This is a genomic window from Lactobacillus bombicola (assembly GCF_900112665.1).
Classification (GTDB): Bacteria; Bacillota; Bacilli; order Lactobacillales; family Lactobacillaceae; genus Lactobacillus; species Lactobacillus bombicola.
Window position 1 is genome coordinate 264,924 of the sequence record NZ_FOMN01000002.1, and the last position, 17,425, is coordinate 282,348.

The window sequence follows — 17,425 nt, forward strand, 5'->3', positions numbered from 1 at the left end:
TAATATTTTGCAGTTTTTGATTATGATTTTTCAATTATTAAATTCTATTACTTGAATTTCTTGGCCATGTTTCACTGCGCCTGCGTCAACTTCTGAAACAGAATTAATAATGTCCATATTGGTGTAGACAACTATTATAGTGCTATCGTATTGCTTGGTCTTGATCATCTCTAAATCCATCTTCACTAAAAGATCACCTTTTTTAACTAGACTACCTTCATGGACAAATACTTCAAATGGTTCGCCTGCCAAAGCAACAGTCTCTAGTCCTAAATGAATTAAGATTTCTAAACCGTTTGCTACCGTAATACCTATAGCATGCATAGTTGGAAAAACAGTTGTAATAGTCCCTGCAACTGGAGAATATATTTTTCCGTTGTTAGGCTTAATAGCATATCCATCACCTAACATTTTGGTTGAAAAAACATCATCTTCCACAGCTGTAATTGGAAATAAATCCCCATCACAAACCGCCTCAACAATAAATTTATTTTTTTTAAATAAGTTAAACATTTTAATACCTACTATTTTTTATATCTAAGCAAATAAATAGCACGAAACAAAGGCTAAAAGCTATTAAACAAATTACCGATATATTTTTAATAAGTTTATTCTCTGCTTGATATTTCTCTTTGAAACTACTTATGCGTAATAGACCAAAAATCGCTAAAATCAAACATAAAATATTGCCAACCATTAATTGACTAACTGCCTGACATAACATGAAAAAATGATAGTTTTTAGGATTTGCTATAAGTTCATCTTTTTTCAACCACAGATAATAGCCTAATAAAAAATCTGTAATTGCGATAATTATTTCAATACTAATAATTGGAAATTTAGCTAAAATCACTGGCATATTCTGTTTCATAATAGTTAATACAAAGAATAAGAAACTTCCGAAACATAGTGGTATTAAAAGTAATGCATCGATATACAAAGTTAAGATTCTTTTTGCATTTAAATTGCTTTTATTTAAAAATATTAAAATATAATTATTTATATTAGATATCATTATTTTCACTTTTTCTATTTTGCCAGATACCAAAATTATTAACTAATAAGTCAATTAATAAATATGCGAGTATAAATGATACATTATTATCTGTACTAAAATTAACAGTTGGATAATAAAAATTATAATTAGCAAGCGAAGCTAATTTATTTTTCTTCAAGTCCGTAAATGACACATAACGCAATTTATTATTAACTAACTCAAATTTTCCTAATTCATCATTTATTTCTTTATTATCACCTGTATAAGAAATAATAAAAAGCATATCACCCTTTTTAGCTATCTTACCTACTCCTTGTAATTCACTCACAGCAGCAGGTAAAACAATGGAAGAAATCCCAAAAATTAATAATTCATGCGAAAGAAAATTTGATAGCATTTGTTGAATCCAACCAGTTGAATATATATATATGTTTTTAGCATTACTCAAATCTGTATAAAAATTTTTTAGGTCAAGCGATTGAAAATATTTCAATAAATTTGCCGTTTCTTTTGTTAAATCTGGACCAAAATTATTCGATATATCTATATTGCTCAATTTTTGTTTATTTTCTATATAAACCTCATTTAGATAAAACTTTAGTTCACTATATCCACTTAATCCTAAATGTTTGCATAATCGAAAAATAGCGGATTTCGAAACAAATAATTTTTCTGCAAGTTCCGAAAGACTTAATGTTTTACATATTTTGGCATTATCTAGAACAAATTGAATTATTCTAATTTCGGAATCATTTAATTTGCTACTATTTTGATAAACTAAAGATTTTAATATTGACATTAGTAAATATACGCTCCATATAAAGTAGTTACTTACATTTTATAACTTGCTTTTTATTTATTAAAGCGCTCTATTGCATTAAACATGCTAATTGTGACTACTATTGTCTTGATTTTTCTTTCGCAATTCTTGCATCGCTTCAAGTACTTGAGCAACATCAAGACCAACAATAACTTGAATTGCCTTACCATGATGAACTACACTGATTGCTTTGGCAGCCTTAAACTGAGCATCAGTTCCTAATTTTTCTGGATCCTTAACGGAAACTCTTAACCTAGTTGCACATGAACTCAACTCTTTAATATTTTCATCCCCACCAAGTAAGTCAAGAAATGCTATTGCTCTATCAATGTAAGGATTACTCTCTGTTTTATTATTATCAAAATTTTGTGATTGTAAATTTTTTCTATTTTGATATTCCTTCTTATTTAGTAGTTGAACTTCTTGATCATCATCCTCACGACCAGGAGTAATATAATTAAATTTTTTAATCATGAATTTGAAAATAAAGAAAGTAATAATTGCAAAAATAATACCAACTATAAATTGAATTAAAAATGTTTGCCAGTGATGGTTCCATAAGGGAATCCAATTTTCAGCAGCCATATCAATTGCACCGCCAGAAAAATTACCAACAACTCCCAAACTAAACATTACTGTATTCATAGTTGCAGCAATAATTGAGTAAATTATCCATAATATTGGAGCTGCAAATAAATAAGTAAAATCAATTGGCTCAGTAATTCCAGCAAAAAATGATGTCAAAGCAGCAGGAATAAGTAATGCTGAGGTTTGTTTTTTCTTACTCTTCTTTGCTGTTGCATAAAACGCTAAACAAATGATTGGAGCAAGAAAAACTTTTTCATTGCCATACAATTGGAAACCCATTGCTGGTGCTAATTGTTTCAAAGGATGAGTACTTAAAGCAAATTGTGATAAATGTTGTAACCAGTATGGTTGCAGTCCACCAGCAACCACTGCCGGACCGTATTGAAATGGAATATACACCAAGTGATGTAGTCCGGTTGGAATTAAAACTCTATTTAAAAAATTGTAAATCCATACTCCAATAACGCCACTCTTCACAATAAATTGCTGTATTCCACCAATTCCTAACTGAACCTTAGGCCAACCCCAACAGGTTAATACAGCTACTGGTATCATGATAAAAAAGCCTAAAATATAAACATATGTCGATCCTTGAAATGTCCCTAACCACTCAGGTAATTTTTTATCAAAATAACGATTATGAAGCCATATTACAATTCCCGCAACAATTAAAGCTCCAATTATACTGGTATCCAATGTTTTAATTCCCGCTATTTCAGTTAATCCATAATTAGTTGAATTTTCAATAAGTTGAACTTTAGCAAAATTAGGAATACCAAAATTTTTACCCCAGTGAGTTAAAATTGCGCCAATAAAATAATTATAGGTCATGTAAGTGATTACAGATTCCATTGCCGCTCTACCTTTTGATTTGTTAGCCAGCCCAATTGGGAGTCCAACAACAAAAAGTAGTGCTTCTTGCTTAAAAACTGTCCAGCCGCCTGCTGAAATTGTATCCCAAATAGAATTCCAAGTAGTTCCAGGATTAGCTAGTGATCCTAAGACTTGTTGATTTGTAAATAAACTACCTAGCGCAACAACAATTCCTGCAAAAGAGAATAGAAGCACAGGTACAAACATTGCGGCACCAAATTTTTGAAACTTTTGCATCATAAGTAACTATCCTCCCTAGCAATTACTTAAGTTCTGGCCAATATAGCTTATTAACAGGGATCATATCATCAAGAATCTTTTTTGCCACCAATGCATCAGGAACTGTTTTATTAAGTGCAAAAGCTTGCCACATCTTGGTATATGACTTTTGTTCATAGGCATCAACAACTAGTTTTTCACATGTTTGTTGTTCCATAATCATTCCACGCTCAAATACTCCAGCTTCACCAGTTGCCATTGCTTGAACACCATCAGAACCAAACCAACAAGGCACCTCAACAATTGAATCAGGATCAATATTAGAAATAGCACCATTGTTAGCAATATTAGCAAAAAATTTCTCATGGGTGTTATAAGCTATAGCATGACAAATATCAACAATATAATTTGAATGCTCAACACTTGCTTCCCATAAATTACCTTTTGCTGTACCAGCTTTAACAATTCTTGCACATTCTTCAAAAACCAATTTTTCACGATATTCTCGAATTTCATCAGTTCGTGTATGATTTGGATCTGCATTGGAAACTTCATATTGTGGATAATAGTAATATTGCAAATATGTATTTGGTAATGCTTCAGGATCAAGGGCAAAGCAGTCCTTAGCTTTCTTAAAAGTTTCAGCCCAACTTTCCTCTGTATCTTTATCAAATTCACCCCCAATCCAGTAACCATTTTTTGAAAGATGTTCTTTTAATAGTGGAGTCAAATCTTTACCCGTATTTTTATCTCTAACTTCTTTCCACCAACCAAAATGATTAAGTCCGTAGTAATTAACATCAAGATCATGGTAATCATTTAATCCACAAATTTGTGCCATTCTAGTCATAATTGCTACTGGCATATCACAAATGTTAATGACTCTTGAATTTGGTCTAAATCTACGACAAGCCTCTGCAACAATAGCAATTGTATTAGAATAATTAATCATCCAAGCATTAGGTGAATATTTTTCCATCCAATCAATAATTTGTATAATTGCAGGAATTGATCTCAAACCATATGCCATTCCACCGGGTCCTGTTGTTTCTTGACCATTAACTCCATATTTTAATGGTATTTTTTCGTCATGGTCTCTCATTTCATATTTACCTACTCTGATTGACCCCATTACAAAATCAACATCAGTAAATGCCTCTTCTGGATCAGTAGTATATGAAAACTCAATTTCTGGTGCACGCTCTTTCATAATAATTGCACACGCGTCACCAATTTTCTTTTGTCTGTCTGCATCATTATCATAAAACTTCAGTTTTCTTAATGGAAACCTATCCTCATTAGCAATTAAACTTAATACAAAGCCAGGTGTGAAGGTACTTCCTCCACCAGCAATCACAACCGAATAACGTTTATTATTTTTAGACATTTGTTTTCTCCTTTAGTTCATATATCCATATGGAGCGGTATTATTTTTGTAGCTAGCTTACAAGTTTATTTATAACATTTTTTCTACTTTTTGTATTCGCTTTCTTTAAAAGAAGACACGTATTTCATAACTTGAATTATTTGTTTCATTTTAAGAAATATTTTTCAAAATTCTTAATTAGTACTATACTTAACTACAGCTAAGCAAAAGCCATATCTCAAAAAAGATATGGTTTTCCCTTTTATTTATCAATCATCTGGTTCACTAGTGCTGCACGTGAAATTTTCTTTTATCGCGCTAAAAAATAATATACTAAAAAGTCTAAGTTCTCGAATTTGAGAACTTAGACTTTTTATTTAAGAATTATTATTGTGGTAACTTGTCTAAATTAAAATAAGTCATATCAGTAAATTTTTGCTTACTATATTTTTGAGCTAATTCTAACGTTGTAAAGTACTGATTGACTACTTTACCTGTATAATCTGCTTCAAAGACAACTTTAGCGGTTTGCCCATCTATGTTTTCTTCATGCATGGTATAAGCTGTGGCCATCTTGGGAGCATGGTCATCCACTGGTCCAATCACGGTCCATTTTAATCCCCGCATCTTGCGTGTTTTTTCAATTCTCATCGCTTTTTCATAATACTTGTCGAACTTACCTGTCATTTGCCAAGGATATTTATTCGTTCCCTTAACTTTACCAACAACATAGACAACGGCGTAAAGCTTTTTGCCATTAGTCCCAGGTCTTGAAAAAGAATGCTTAGTGATCTTCATTAGTGACATATTTGAAACTTGGGTATACCATGTCCCGCGTAAACTTTGCGGTAAGGCATAGCGTTTGACAAGTCCGTATTTATTACCTTCTACGGCCGCTTGAATAGTTTGTTCAGGGTGCACAGCAACCGTAGCTATTCCTGCTAAGGACAGCCCCAAGGTCGTAATTAAAGTAATTATTTTTGCTTTTTTCATTGACTTTTATCCTTTTCTGTAAGCATGACGGTTTCAGTATATGCTACAAATTATACTTCTTAAGATTCTTATTAGCAAGCGCTTACAATAATGCTATTTAATTAAAAAAATAAAACCGCATTCCATAGTGGAAACGATTTATATCAGTCAAATTTATCTTGTTTAATTATCCGATAAATAGAAATTATTAAAACTAAAATTGAACATAACATTGCAATATATGCCATAGGTCCTATACTGATAGCCGCCATCGCCTGCTCATGCGCTAATCTATTTTCCATCGCATAAGCCACAATCCATTTACGCATTAAATAAGGGGTTAGTAATAAATCCACCGTAGCAATCAATGACGCAACTAAAGTAGCGTTACGAGCATGTGGTTCACGAAAAAATTGAGCCAATACACAGAATGCCGGTGCCAACATTAAAAGTAAAACCCATATAATAATTAAACGACCAGCATTACTATTCATCATTTGCGCACTATTAGTAGCATAGCGATACTTCCCCCATAATTGTCCCCCAGTTAAGGTATTAAGTAAACTTAAGAAATATGACCCCTGTTGTCCATAAATACCCGCACGATTTGACAAAATTCCTTGAATTACTTGTAACCCATCAGTTGAGCCTGCAGTTGAAAAATTAACCGTTACAACTTTTTTCATATAAGTTGCTAAAAACATAATAATTGAGCCACCAAATTGTAAGGAACGTAGCATACTTAATTTGCGTTGCGCTTTTAATTTAAATTCTAAACTCAATACTTGATTGGGATGATGGCTACGCGCAATCACCAACACACCTACTATCACCAATAATAGTAATAAAACTAATAGTAACCATAATTTAGCCATTATAAAGAAAATCGCTAATACTATAACTGTGACTGCTAAATAAGGCCGATCAGAAAATATTTCCCAAAAATTCAATTTGAGATGACGATAGTTAGTACGCGATTTTTCAGGTTGAGATGTGCGCACCGTTGGGGAAGAACTACCGGCTTTTTCATTATTTGTCATGTATTTTTTACGGTACTCATTTCTAGTAATATGTGACTGCTTACCCATGAACAATCTTCCTTTCAAAAGTATTATCCTAACACGTTTTAAGTATAATTTTTATGGTTTAGTAAATTCTTATTAAATTTATTGTGCTAGAATAAAAAAGACAATAATTTTTAATAAATTTAAAAAAGAAAGATGAGGGAATTTTGACACAATCGACTAAATTACCAGCTAATTGGCACAAAGCTTTTTATACCTTGTGGTTAGGCTGCTTTATTACTGGCATGGGCTATTCAATGACAATGCCTTTTATCTCATTATTTATCGCTGACTTAGGTCACTACACGCAATTACAAGTTAGCCTTTATTCCGGACTAGCTTTTGCAATGACTTTTATTGCCCAGGCAATAGTTTCACCTTATTGGGGAAATTTAGCTGATCGTAAGGGCCGCAAATTAATGTGTATGCGGGCATCTGGGGTAATGGCTTTAACAATCACAGCAACCGGTTTTGCACCTAACGCGATCTACATTATTGTAATGCGTTTTATTCAGGGCGCTTTTTCAGGTTATATTAACAATGCAACTGCTTTAATTGCTGGAGAAACCCCACACCAAAAAAGTGGTTGGGTTATGAGCCAGATGATGACCGCTGGAACCGCTGGTAACTTAGTAGGACCCCTTTTAGGTGGTGTTCTCTCAAACTTTTTTGGTAACTGGCTTGGAGGTGCTTGGGGCTATCGAATTCCTTTCTTTATTACAGGATTTTTGATGGTACTAGTTTTCTTAGGATCAACTTTTTTAGTTAAAGAAGAATTTACTCCCGTTTCGCGAGCAGAAATGAAACCAATGAGCGAAATTATGCATACTCTACCGCATGTAAAATTAATTGTTGCTATGTTTGTCACCACTTTACTAGTCCAAGCTGCTAACATGTCAATTGATCCCATCGTTTCGCTTTATGTTAAATCAATGATGCCTAATAGTAAAAATATCGCTTTTGTCGCTGGAATTGTTGCTGCAACTCCTGGTCTTGGCACCCTATTGGCTGCATCTAAGATTGGCCACAAAATGGATGAAATTGGTCCACTTAAAATTTTACGTGTTGGGTTAATTGTTGGTGCTATTCTTTTTATTCCTATGGCACTTACACATTCACCTTGGATCTTAGCCGGTTTACGCTTCTTGCTTGGAATCGCCAGTGCAGCCATGCTACCAGCCGCTCAGACAGTTTTAACCTTAAACACACCTGCTGAAAGTTTTGGTCGTATCTTTAGTTATAATCAGTCTTTCCAAGCAGTTGGTTCTGTTTTCGGTTCACTAATGGGTTCTGCAATTTCTGGTGTGTTCAATTATGCAACCGTCTTTTGGACGACCGGACTGATGCTAGCAATTAACTTCGTCTTAATTATCCTATTTAGTCTTAAAAGCAACAATAAATAATATCAACTTAGTGATTAGAAGTTTTGCACTTAAATCCTTATATTGCGCTGAAACCTCTAATAACTAAAAACTTAACTGAATTTCAATTTATTTTATATGTGATTATTAAGATTGATACAAATAATTACTTACTAAAATTATTCAATAAAAAAAGCGTGATTTTAAATATCACGCTTTTTATTGATAAATAATTAGAGTTAGTATTACTTACTTGCTGCTTTACCAGCATCAAAGTATTTCAAACTGCCGATTTCACCAGCAAGCTTAAACTTGCCATCCTTATAAACTAATTTAGTAACCGCATCATTGGCCATTCCAGTTCCTTGATATTCTGGATAGTTTTGTGTCGATAAGAACAAGTTAATGGACATACCTGAACTAACTACCAAGACATTGCCACCTTTTTTCTGTTGCTTCTTAGCAATCATGGTCAAAACTTCAGTCATACGTTTTTCAACCGTCCCTGAGCTTTCTGCGCGATATTGCGCTGGAAGATTAGTATTCAACTTGTTTTGTTGATCTAAACCATAATAACCATCTTGCATCTTGTTTTGCAACATTTTACCGGTTTTTGCTTGAAAATCTTCGAGGCTAGTATAACCTAAATATTCTGCAATTTCCGGTACATTTTTAGCAATATCTGGTCGACCTTCGTAACTGCCATAATTACACTCACGCAAACGTGGATCTACTTTCAGTTGCACTTTTTTGTTACCAGAATATTTCAAGGCCCCTTTAGCCGTTTTTTCTTGCCGAGATAAGTCGCCCGAATAAGCAGCACTAAACTTAATACCTTTTAAGCCCTTCCCTAGATATTCTGCACCCTTAATGCCGTTTTCAGTTAACGTAAAGTCGCTCCAACCTTGCGCTAAATGCATCACATTAGCAGTAGTTTCTCCATGACGAGTTAAATAAATTGTTACTGGCTTATTGTTTTTACCTTTAGCGCTAACTGGATGTACACTAAATGAAAATGCACTAACTACACTAATTAATAGTACTAAAAAATGGGACAATTTATGTTTCATTTTCTTACTCCTAAATTATAAATTTATTAGCTTAAATCTGCTCCATTAGTAGAAATAACTTGCTTATACCAATCGAATGACTTCTTCTTGAACCGATTAAACGTTCCTTGACCTTGATCATCTTCATCGACATAAATGAAGCCGTAACGCTTAGACATTTCACCTGTTGAAGCACTAACTAAGTCAATACAGCCCCAAGGGGTATAACCCATCACATCAGCACCATCAGCAATTGCTGCAGAAATAGCTTCGATGTGTTCACGCAAATAATCAATGCGGTAATCATCAGCTACATAATTGTTCTCATCCGGCTCATCTACTGCACCCAAACCATTTTCCACAATAAATAATGGCTTTTCATAGCGATCAGATAATTGGTTGAGCGCAATTCTTAAACCAGCTGGGTCAATCTGCCAACCCCAGTCGCTTGACTCTAGGAATGGATTCTTAACACCACCCATTAAATTACCATTAGTTGTTTCTTGATTCTCATGTGTTACATCAACAACAGATGACATGTAGTAGCTAAAGCCAATATAATCAACTGGATATTTGGCTAATAATTCTAGTTCCTCGTCAGTGTAGTCAATATCAGATAATTGAACCCCTTGACGGGCTAGTAAACTCTTCGTATATGCTGGGTAATGGCCGCGTACTTGCACATCAGCACAGAAGAAATTATTAGCTTGATTAGTTTGCAAAGTAGCTAATTGGTTCTTAGGATTTGAATCGTAGCTATAAGTTGTCGCATAAAGAATCATGCAACCTATTTTCATTTCTGGATCCAATTCATGACCAATTTTAACTGCTTTTGAGCTAGCAACAAATTGATTGTGCCAGGCTTGATAAACGTTCTTCTTATCTAAGGCACCGTTACTTACAGTTAAGCCCTGACTCATGATTGGAAAATGAGCTGCACTGTTGATTTCATTAAAAGTCATCCAATATTTAACTTTATCCTGATAACGAGTTAAAACAGTTCGAGCAAAGTTTTCAAAGAAACCAATCAACTTCTTATTCTTCCAGCCACCATATTCTTTAATTAAATGTAGCGGCATTTCATAATGCGAAATAGTAATAACTGGTTCAATATGATTCTTTAAACATTCATCAATTACGGCATCATAAAACTTCAAACCTGCTTCGTTAGGTGTTTCTTCATCCCCATTAGGAAAAATTCGGGACCAGGCAATTGAAAAACGGTAGCACTTAAAGCCCATTTCACCAAACAATTCAATATCTTCTTTAAAATGATGGTAATGATCTATACCAATGTGGTTAGGATAGACTTGCTTTGCATCAATTGAAAAGTCAAAATCTGGTGAAGCGATTATCTTCATTCGATCCTTACCACCAGGTAAAACATCAGCTACTGATAGACCTTTACCGTCTTCTTGATAAGCACCTTCTAATTGGTTAGCTGCAGTAGCACCGCCCCATAAAAAATTTTGGGGAAAATTATTTGTAGTCATTATAATACCTCTTTCTATAAATTATTTTAATTCCAGTAATTGATCGCCAAAAGCTACATTACCACTAGTTAAAACTGTAACATCTTGATAGCTATTTGAATTAGTGACAACAATTGGTGTTGTTACCGGATAGCCAGCCTTCTTAATTGCCGCCATATCGAATTCAATCAAAGGTTCGCCTGCCTTAACAGCTTGATCCTTCTTAACTAATATTTTAAAACCTTTTCCATCTAATTCAACCGTATCCATTCCAATATGAATCATTACCTCAGCGCCTTTTGCTGATTTAAGACCAATTGCATGTCCGGTTGGGAACACCATTGCTACTTCACAATCAAATGGTGCACAAACTTTACCTTCCTTAGGCTCAATAGCAACTCCCTTACCCATTGAGCCACTAGCAAAAACTTCATCCTTAACTTCATTTAACGGCACAATTGTACCTGCTAAAGGCGCAACTAAAGTTTCCGCTTGGTTCATCGCTACAGCACTGGTTTTGGTAGCTGGTTCAGTTTGAGCTGCTGAAGCTGCTAGATCAGTATTGGTTGCAACTTGACCATCACTTGGTGCATCAACACTATTTTTTCCAAAGAGCATTTGTAATAAGAACCCTAAGACAGTTGCCACAGCCATAGCAATCATTAAGCCGTAAACTGTCCCATCAACACCATTTTTACCAATTGCACCTGGAATTGAGAAGATGCCCATTCCAGCCATGATATAGAGCTTTGTACCAAACATACCAATTAGTCCACCGCCAATACCAGAGGCAATACAACTGATAATAAATGGCTTTTTACGTGGAAGTGTTAGTCCATAAATAGCTGGTTCAGTTACCCCAAAAATACCAGATACAAAAGCTGGAATAGCGATGCTACGAGTTTTTTCATTCTTAGTTTGGAAAATCATTGCTAAAACAACACCAGTTTGCGCAAATGAAGCTGCCAGCGATAGACCAACAATTGGATCAAAGCCCATAGCGGCAATGTTAGTCATCATCACCGCAACAAAGCCCCAGTGCACACCAAAGATTACAAAGACTTGCCAGAAAGCACCCATTAAAATACCAGCTAAAATTGGACTAAAGTTGTAAATAGCACTAATAACTGCAGCAATTGCATTACCTGCCCACGTAGCCACTGGTCCAATGACTAAAAAAGTAACCGGTACAGTAATCAAAAGAACAACAAATGGTACTAAGAAAGTTTTAACCACATCAGGAATAATCTTACGCGCAATTTTTTGTACTTTTGAAGCAAACCAAATTGCTAAAATTATTGGGATAACTGATGAAGTATAATTCATCGAAATAACAGGAATTCCAAGGAAAGTCATGTGGACTGGAGCTTGCAAAATTGTGCCCTTGAAAACCGTAAAGAGTGCTGTTTTACTACTAGCCATAGCTACGATAGTTGGGTAACACAAAGCAGCTCCTATTGTTGCACCTAGGTACTCATTAATCCCAAACTTTTTAGCTGCAGAAATACCTAAAATGATTGGCAAGAAGTAGAATAAACTATCGCCAATGGCATTCAATATCATGTAAGTCCCAGAATTGGCTGTTACTAAGCCAAAAGACAAAAACATTGCATTGAAACCCTTAATCATTCCGGCTGCACAAAGTGGTCCTAAAATAGGGTTAAAGATACCAGAAATCAAATCAATAAAACGATCAGCGATGCTCATGTTACTGTTATCAACATAATCATCACTAACTGCACCGCCATCGCTAAAGCCACCGACTTTAATTAAAGTATCATAAACATCGGCAACATTATTACCAATAACTACCTGGTATTGACCACCAGATTTAACTAATGAAAGTACTCCATCAGTCGCTTTCATCTTTTCGTCATTTGCCTTTTTCTCATCTTTCAATTTGAAACGCAAACGTGTCGTACAATGCACCACGCTAGCGACATTATCTTTACCACCAACATTGGCGATAATTTCTCGACTTAATTCTTCGTAAGCCATCTGATCCTCCTAATAAAAACAACAAAATAAAAACCCGCAAACCTAAAGAAGACCCCTTGCATCATTGCAATAGACTTTTCTTTACGTTCTCGGGTTAATGCCTGTAAACAGTAACACACCGTACAAACTAATATTTAAAATTACTCTGATTCCTTAGCTTTACTGTCTCCTTGTCGATGCGTTACCCGCCAAACATGGAGTGTTAAATAAACTTCATCATCAGGTTGTAATTTCCAACCGGCCTGTTTAAGTAAATAAGTGCCAATTTTCAAAACTGTTTCGTATGACTTTTTGTACTTTACCTTCATCAATTCTAATAGAGACTGATCTAATTCACTACCATTATCTTCATCATTAATTTGATAAAGGTGACGCACCATAAACGAACGTAAATGGGTCATAAAGCGATTAAAATTGAAAGACTCCGTATCTAATTGCATACCATATTGATACTCAATTATTTCAACTACGCCACTAATTAGTTTAGTAATTTTGACAGTATCTTGGAGTCTCGTCTGCTTAGAACTGGCATTAATAAAGTGATAAGCAAGATAGGCTACTTCTGATTTAGGAAAAGAAGAGTTAGTTTTTTGTTCAATTAAAGCTAAAGCCTCTTTTGCAACAGTATATTCTTTAGGAAAAAGTTTCCTTATTTCCCAGCTGAGCGTATCCGGACCCAAAGTAAAGCCTTCGTCTGTCCTTTTAAGCATAAAATCAATGTGATCAGCTAAAACTAAATATTGGTAATCAGAAAATTTTACTTTTAGTTTGATTGATACTAAATTGATAACATCAGTAGTTAGTGCCAAAGTCCTTGAATCGATATCTTTAACACTATCAATCATTTTAATGTTCTTTTCAACAGCAACAAAACGTCGCGTTATTTTTTGTTCATCAACAAAATCGCCCGGCTTTTTGCCAAAACCAATTCCATTACCAATTACTACCCAATCAACATCAAATTCATCTGACACTAAAGCAGCATTGTTGTTAAAATTTTTAATAAATTTCACTCAGCGTACTCCTACTTCAATAAAAAAACCTATGAGCAGCATGAGAAACTTGTTGTTCATAGGTTAATGCCTGATCGAATCAGTAACACACTTATTTACTTAAAAGATTATACATCATTGTTAAAGCGATTTCAACAATTATTTGTTATTTAACATTTTGATTTTTGGCATTGCAATTGCTTATAGTCTTATAGTTTGTCAAAGTATCTATTTTAATATAAAGTACATGCAAAGAAATTTATTTTTTAAAAAAGGATAATTATATGACTAAAAAAAAGCAAAATTATTCAGCTAAAAATAAACTATGGTCCTCTATCCGCTTATTAGTGAGCGGGCTACTATTTTATTCCGGAGTTGCTCTAATCTTTTTTGGTTCTGGTTTAGGAAACTCATACTTGGTTCAATTAAATGCTGAACAGGCCAGTTCCAAGCTAACAGCTAAAAAAGCAGATCAAAATAAACAACATAAAACAACTTATGATGCTAGTAAGACTGAATCAATTACTACTAAGCGTTTACTCACTTCTAGACACAAAAAAGCATATGCCATTGGCCAAATTGCAATACCGACCGTTAACATCCATACCCCTTTATTTGCAGGCTATGGTAGTCATAATCAAAATTTAGCTTATGGCGTAGTAACTTGTCTACCTGAGCGAATTATGGGAGGACAGAATAATTACGTTCTGGCTGGGCACTATATGGGAACTTATGGTGGAGCTGTTTTAGACAACTTACACCTCGCTAAAGCGGGCGACATAGTCTACGTGACCGACTTACATCATATTTATGCTTATCGTATTCAAAACATATCTTTTACTATTAAACCAACCCAAGTCGAAGTAGAAAATAATGTACAAAAAAAGCGACTACTTACCCTAATTACTTGTTCTGATTTCAATACTTCTAAATATGGTTATGGTGCTCACCGTACAGTGGCTCAAGGAGAACTAATCGGCAAAACAAAGGCGACTAGCAAGAATCTATTGGCAGCAGAACTTACCGGCAAGCAGGAATCTAAGCAAACAAGAAAAATAACCCTAGTAACTGATAAAGGTCATAAAACAATTGCCCCTCAAAAACAAACTAGCTTAATTGCACAGCCTAGTTTTTTTCAAAATACTAGAACATTAAGCACAATTATTATTTGCTTAACAATTCTGTTCTTATTAATCATAATTGCAGCGCTAAGCAAGATTTGGTTTTAATTGCAGTATACTTCACTAATTTATATTAGAAGTTTTTTATATTAAAACTAACTCTATACTAAATACATTTTTCGTAACTGCTGGTAATCCATGATACTAAAGCCTAATTCTTTTTTGAAAAAGGTAGCAAAGTCTCCCCAGCCCTGACGAATGGTTTCGGTAATGCCTTTAATTGCAATTCCTTCACCCTTAGTTACATTCATCTTAGCGACCATTTGGGAAATCTCATCATTACTGGGCAGCTGACGCGAAACCGCGAAATCGTAAAGCTGGTTAGTTAACAGATAATCGCGGGCAATTGTGTCATCCGCAATTCCCAAAGCCATTAACACTAAGACTGACACCATACCGGTTCGATCTTTACCAGCACTGCAATGATATACTAAGGCTTCCTCCTCGGGTAAGGTTAAAAGTTCAGCAAATACTTTAGCAAACATCGTCTGACTATGTGCATTAAGTAAAGTTTGCTGGTAAATTCTACCCATAAAATTGTTATTTAGACTGGGTATTTGACCCAAAAACTGAGAATTATAATGTTCCTTTGATTTATCGGCCCCGACTTCAGCATATACAGGGACATCAACCAACTTGACGTTTGCCCATAAAATATCTGGCGCAGTATTTTTTTCGTATTGCGAACGCAAATCACAATCAGTAGTAATCCGCAATTGGGCTAATTTTTTTTGATCACTTGCGCTTAAAGAGCTGAGCGAATCTGAGCGATAAATTTTATTCCATTTAACTGTTTGTCCATTTTCATTTTGATAGCCACCAATATCTCTAAAATTTAGTGGTCCATCTAATTTAATGATTCGTTTGTGTGCCAACTTACTCACTCTTTCCTACTTGTTCAATGCTTCTTCACCATGAGCAAAAACTTGCGTAGCTTTAACCGCCCTTTTCCATCCTTGATACAAGCGGTTGCGTTCTTCCTCTGCCATCTGACATTCAAAAGTTTTGCCCACAACAAATATATCTTTTAATTCATCAAGATCTTTCCAATATCCTACTGCCAGCCCTGCTAAAAAGGCTGCGCCTAAAGCAGTTGTTTCTAATGTTTGAGCACGTTCAATTTTAATTCCTAATAAATCAGCTTGAAATTGTAAAAGATAATCATTATTTGATGCGCCTCCATCTACACGTAAAGTTGGAATTTTGATTCCTGAATCTATCTGCATTGTATCAACTACATCTCTAGTTTGATAGGCTAATGACTGCAGTGTGGCCTTAATAAAATCATTACGATTTGTTCCACGTGTAACCCCAAAAACTGCCCCACGGGCTGCCGAATCCCAATATGGAGCTCCTAAGCCAGTAAATGCTGGCACAACATAAACTTCATTTTCAGATTTGGATAACTTAGCTGCTGTTTCAGATTCAGTTGCTGTTTTAACCATTTTCATTGAATCGCGCAACCATTGAATAGCACTCCCTGAAACGAAAATAGAGCCTTCAAGAGCATAGTTAATTTGACCATTAAGTCCATAAGCAATAGTCGTCAATAAATTATTATCCGATTCAGTCGGTTCTTCACCAGTATTCATTACAATGAATGAACCAGTTCCATAAGTGTTTTTTACCATTCCTTTTTTCAAAGCCAATTGACCAAAAAGAGCCGCCTGCTGGTCACCAGCAATACCACAAATTGGTACTTTACCACCAAAAAAAGTATACGAATTAGTGTAACCATATATCTCAGAATTAGATTTAACCTCTGGTAACATTTTTTTAGGAATATTTAACAATTCAAGTATATCTTCATCCCATTTTAAATCATGGATATTAAATAACATTGTTCTGGAAGCATTCGTATAGTCGGTCACATGAACTGCACCGTCCGTTAATTTCCACAACAACCAACTGTCAATCGTCCCAAAAAGCAAGTCACCCTGTTCCGCTTTTTGCTGTGCACCTGCAACATTATCTAAAATCCAACGAATTTTGGTAGCACTAAAATACGGATCAATAATTAGACCGGTTTTTTTATGAATTAATTTGCTATAACCAGCATTTTTCAATTTTTCAGCCAACTTAGTTGTCTGGCGAGATTGCCACACAATTGCATTATAAATTGGCTTACCAGTCTTTTTATCCCAAATTACCGTTGTTTCTCTTTGATTAGTAATGCCAATACCTTTAATCTGTTCTGGACGAATTCCTGAATTAATAATCGCATTAGCAATTGTAGTTTGAACTGCATGCCAGATTTCCTCTGCTTTGTGCTCAACCCAACCTGGTTGTGGAAAATATTGCGGAAATTCCTTTTGTGAAGAAGCAACTTTTCGACCTTGATGGTCAATAATCATTGCCCGCGTTGAGGTTGTTCCTTCATCAATTGCCATAATGTAATTTTTCGCCATAAATTGTCCTTTCTATAAGAAAGCGGTTCATCATAATTTTACTACCCCACCTTGCTTTTACAAGA

15 protein-coding genes are annotated in these 17,425 nt (G+C 34.8%); 2 read left to right on the top strand and 13 right to left on the bottom strand.

Annotation, left to right across the window (positions count from 1 at the left end):
• Positions 1-30 precede the first annotated feature (30 nt).
• From BM203_RS02815 to BM203_RS02845, 7 genes are all read right to left on the bottom strand, one after another.
• Positions 31-513, bottom strand: a complete 483-nt coding sequence (locus BM203_RS02815; protein ID WP_090092596.1) for a PTS sugar transporter subunit IIA — start codon at positions 511-513, stop codon at positions 31-33.
• A 1-nt stretch (position 514) separates the two neighbouring features.
• Positions 515-871: a hypothetical protein gene (locus BM203_RS02820; RefSeq protein ID WP_143453044.1), complete on the bottom strand. Its 357-nt coding sequence runs from the start codon at positions 869-871 to the stop codon at positions 515-517.
• A gap of 133 nt (positions 872-1,004) precedes the next feature.
• Positions 1,005-1,796, bottom strand: a complete 792-nt coding sequence (locus BM203_RS02825; protein WP_090092598.1) for a MurR/RpiR family transcriptional regulator — start codon at positions 1,794-1,796, stop codon at positions 1,005-1,007.
• A gap of 87 nt (positions 1,797-1,883) precedes the next feature.
• Positions 1,884-3,518: an alpha-glucoside-specific PTS transporter subunit IIBC gene (locus BM203_RS02830; protein ID WP_090092599.1), complete on the bottom strand. Its 1,635-nt coding sequence runs from the start codon at positions 3,516-3,518 to the stop codon at positions 1,884-1,886.
• Between the two features lie 22 nt (positions 3,519-3,540).
• Positions 3,541-4,884, bottom strand: coding sequence for a family 4 glycosyl hydrolase (locus BM203_RS02835; RefSeq protein WP_090092600.1), 1,344 nt, complete (start codon positions 4,882-4,884; stop codon positions 3,541-3,543).
• A gap of 366 nt (positions 4,885-5,250) precedes the next feature.
• A complete protein-coding gene (locus BM203_RS02840; RefSeq protein WP_090092601.1) occupies positions 5,251-5,856 on the bottom strand; it encodes a hypothetical protein in 606 nt (201 codons plus the stop codon).
• A 143-nt stretch (positions 5,857-5,999) separates the two neighbouring features.
• Positions 6,000-6,923: a cytochrome C5 gene (locus BM203_RS02845; RefSeq protein ID WP_205755855.1), complete on the bottom strand. Its 924-nt coding sequence runs from the start codon at positions 6,921-6,923 to the stop codon at positions 6,000-6,002.
• Between the two features lie 143 nt (positions 6,924-7,066).
• Here BM203_RS02845 and BM203_RS02850 point away from each other — a divergent pair, with 143 nt between their 5' ends.
• Entirely contained in the window at positions 7,067-8,302 is a 1,236-nt protein-coding gene (locus BM203_RS02850; RefSeq protein ID WP_090092602.1) for an MFS transporter, read from the top strand.
• Positions 8,303-8,505: 203 nt separating this feature from the next.
• Here BM203_RS02850 and BM203_RS02855 read toward each other — a convergent pair whose 3' ends face one another.
• The 4 genes from BM203_RS02855 to BM203_RS02870 form a co-directional block, all read right to left on the bottom strand.
• Complete coding sequence (locus BM203_RS02855) at positions 8,506-9,330, bottom strand: histidine phosphatase family protein (RefSeq protein WP_090092603.1); 825 nt, start codon at positions 9,328-9,330, stop codon at positions 8,506-8,508.
• Between the two features lie 26 nt (positions 9,331-9,356).
• Positions 9,357-10,802, bottom strand: coding sequence for a glycoside hydrolase family 1 protein (locus BM203_RS02860; protein WP_090092604.1), 1,446 nt, complete (start codon positions 10,800-10,802; stop codon positions 9,357-9,359).
• Between the two features lie 21 nt (positions 10,803-10,823).
• Positions 10,824-12,779 carry a beta-glucoside-specific PTS transporter subunit IIABC gene (locus BM203_RS02865; protein ID WP_090092605.1) on the bottom strand — a complete coding sequence of 652 codons (1,956 nt, stop codon included), beginning with the start codon at positions 12,777-12,779 and terminating at the stop codon, positions 10,824-10,826.
• Positions 12,780-12,919: 140 nt separating this feature from the next.
• Entirely contained in the window at positions 12,920-13,792 is an 873-nt protein-coding gene (locus BM203_RS02870; RefSeq protein ID WP_090092606.1) for a PRD domain-containing protein, read from the bottom strand.
• A gap of 263 nt (positions 13,793-14,055) precedes the next feature.
• Here BM203_RS02870 and BM203_RS02875 point away from each other — a divergent pair, with 263 nt between their 5' ends.
• Positions 14,056-15,000, top strand: a complete 945-nt coding sequence (locus BM203_RS02875) for a class A sortase (protein WP_090092608.1) — start codon at positions 14,056-14,058, stop codon at positions 14,998-15,000.
• A 53-nt stretch (positions 15,001-15,053) separates the two neighbouring features.
• On the opposite strand, the gene BM203_RS02880 is transcribed toward BM203_RS02875, so the two are convergent.
• Together BM203_RS02880 and glpK are read right to left on the bottom strand one after the other, a co-directional pair.
• On the bottom strand, positions 15,054-15,827 hold the full coding sequence (locus BM203_RS02880) for a tyrosine-protein phosphatase (protein WP_090092687.1): 774 nt from the start codon (positions 15,825-15,827) through the stop codon (positions 15,054-15,056).
• A gap of 15 nt (positions 15,828-15,842) precedes the next feature.
• Complete coding sequence (glpK, locus tag BM203_RS02885) at positions 15,843-17,360, bottom strand: glycerol kinase GlpK (protein WP_090092609.1); 1,518 nt, start codon at positions 17,358-17,360, stop codon at positions 15,843-15,845.
• Positions 17,361-17,425: the final 65 nt, after the last annotated feature.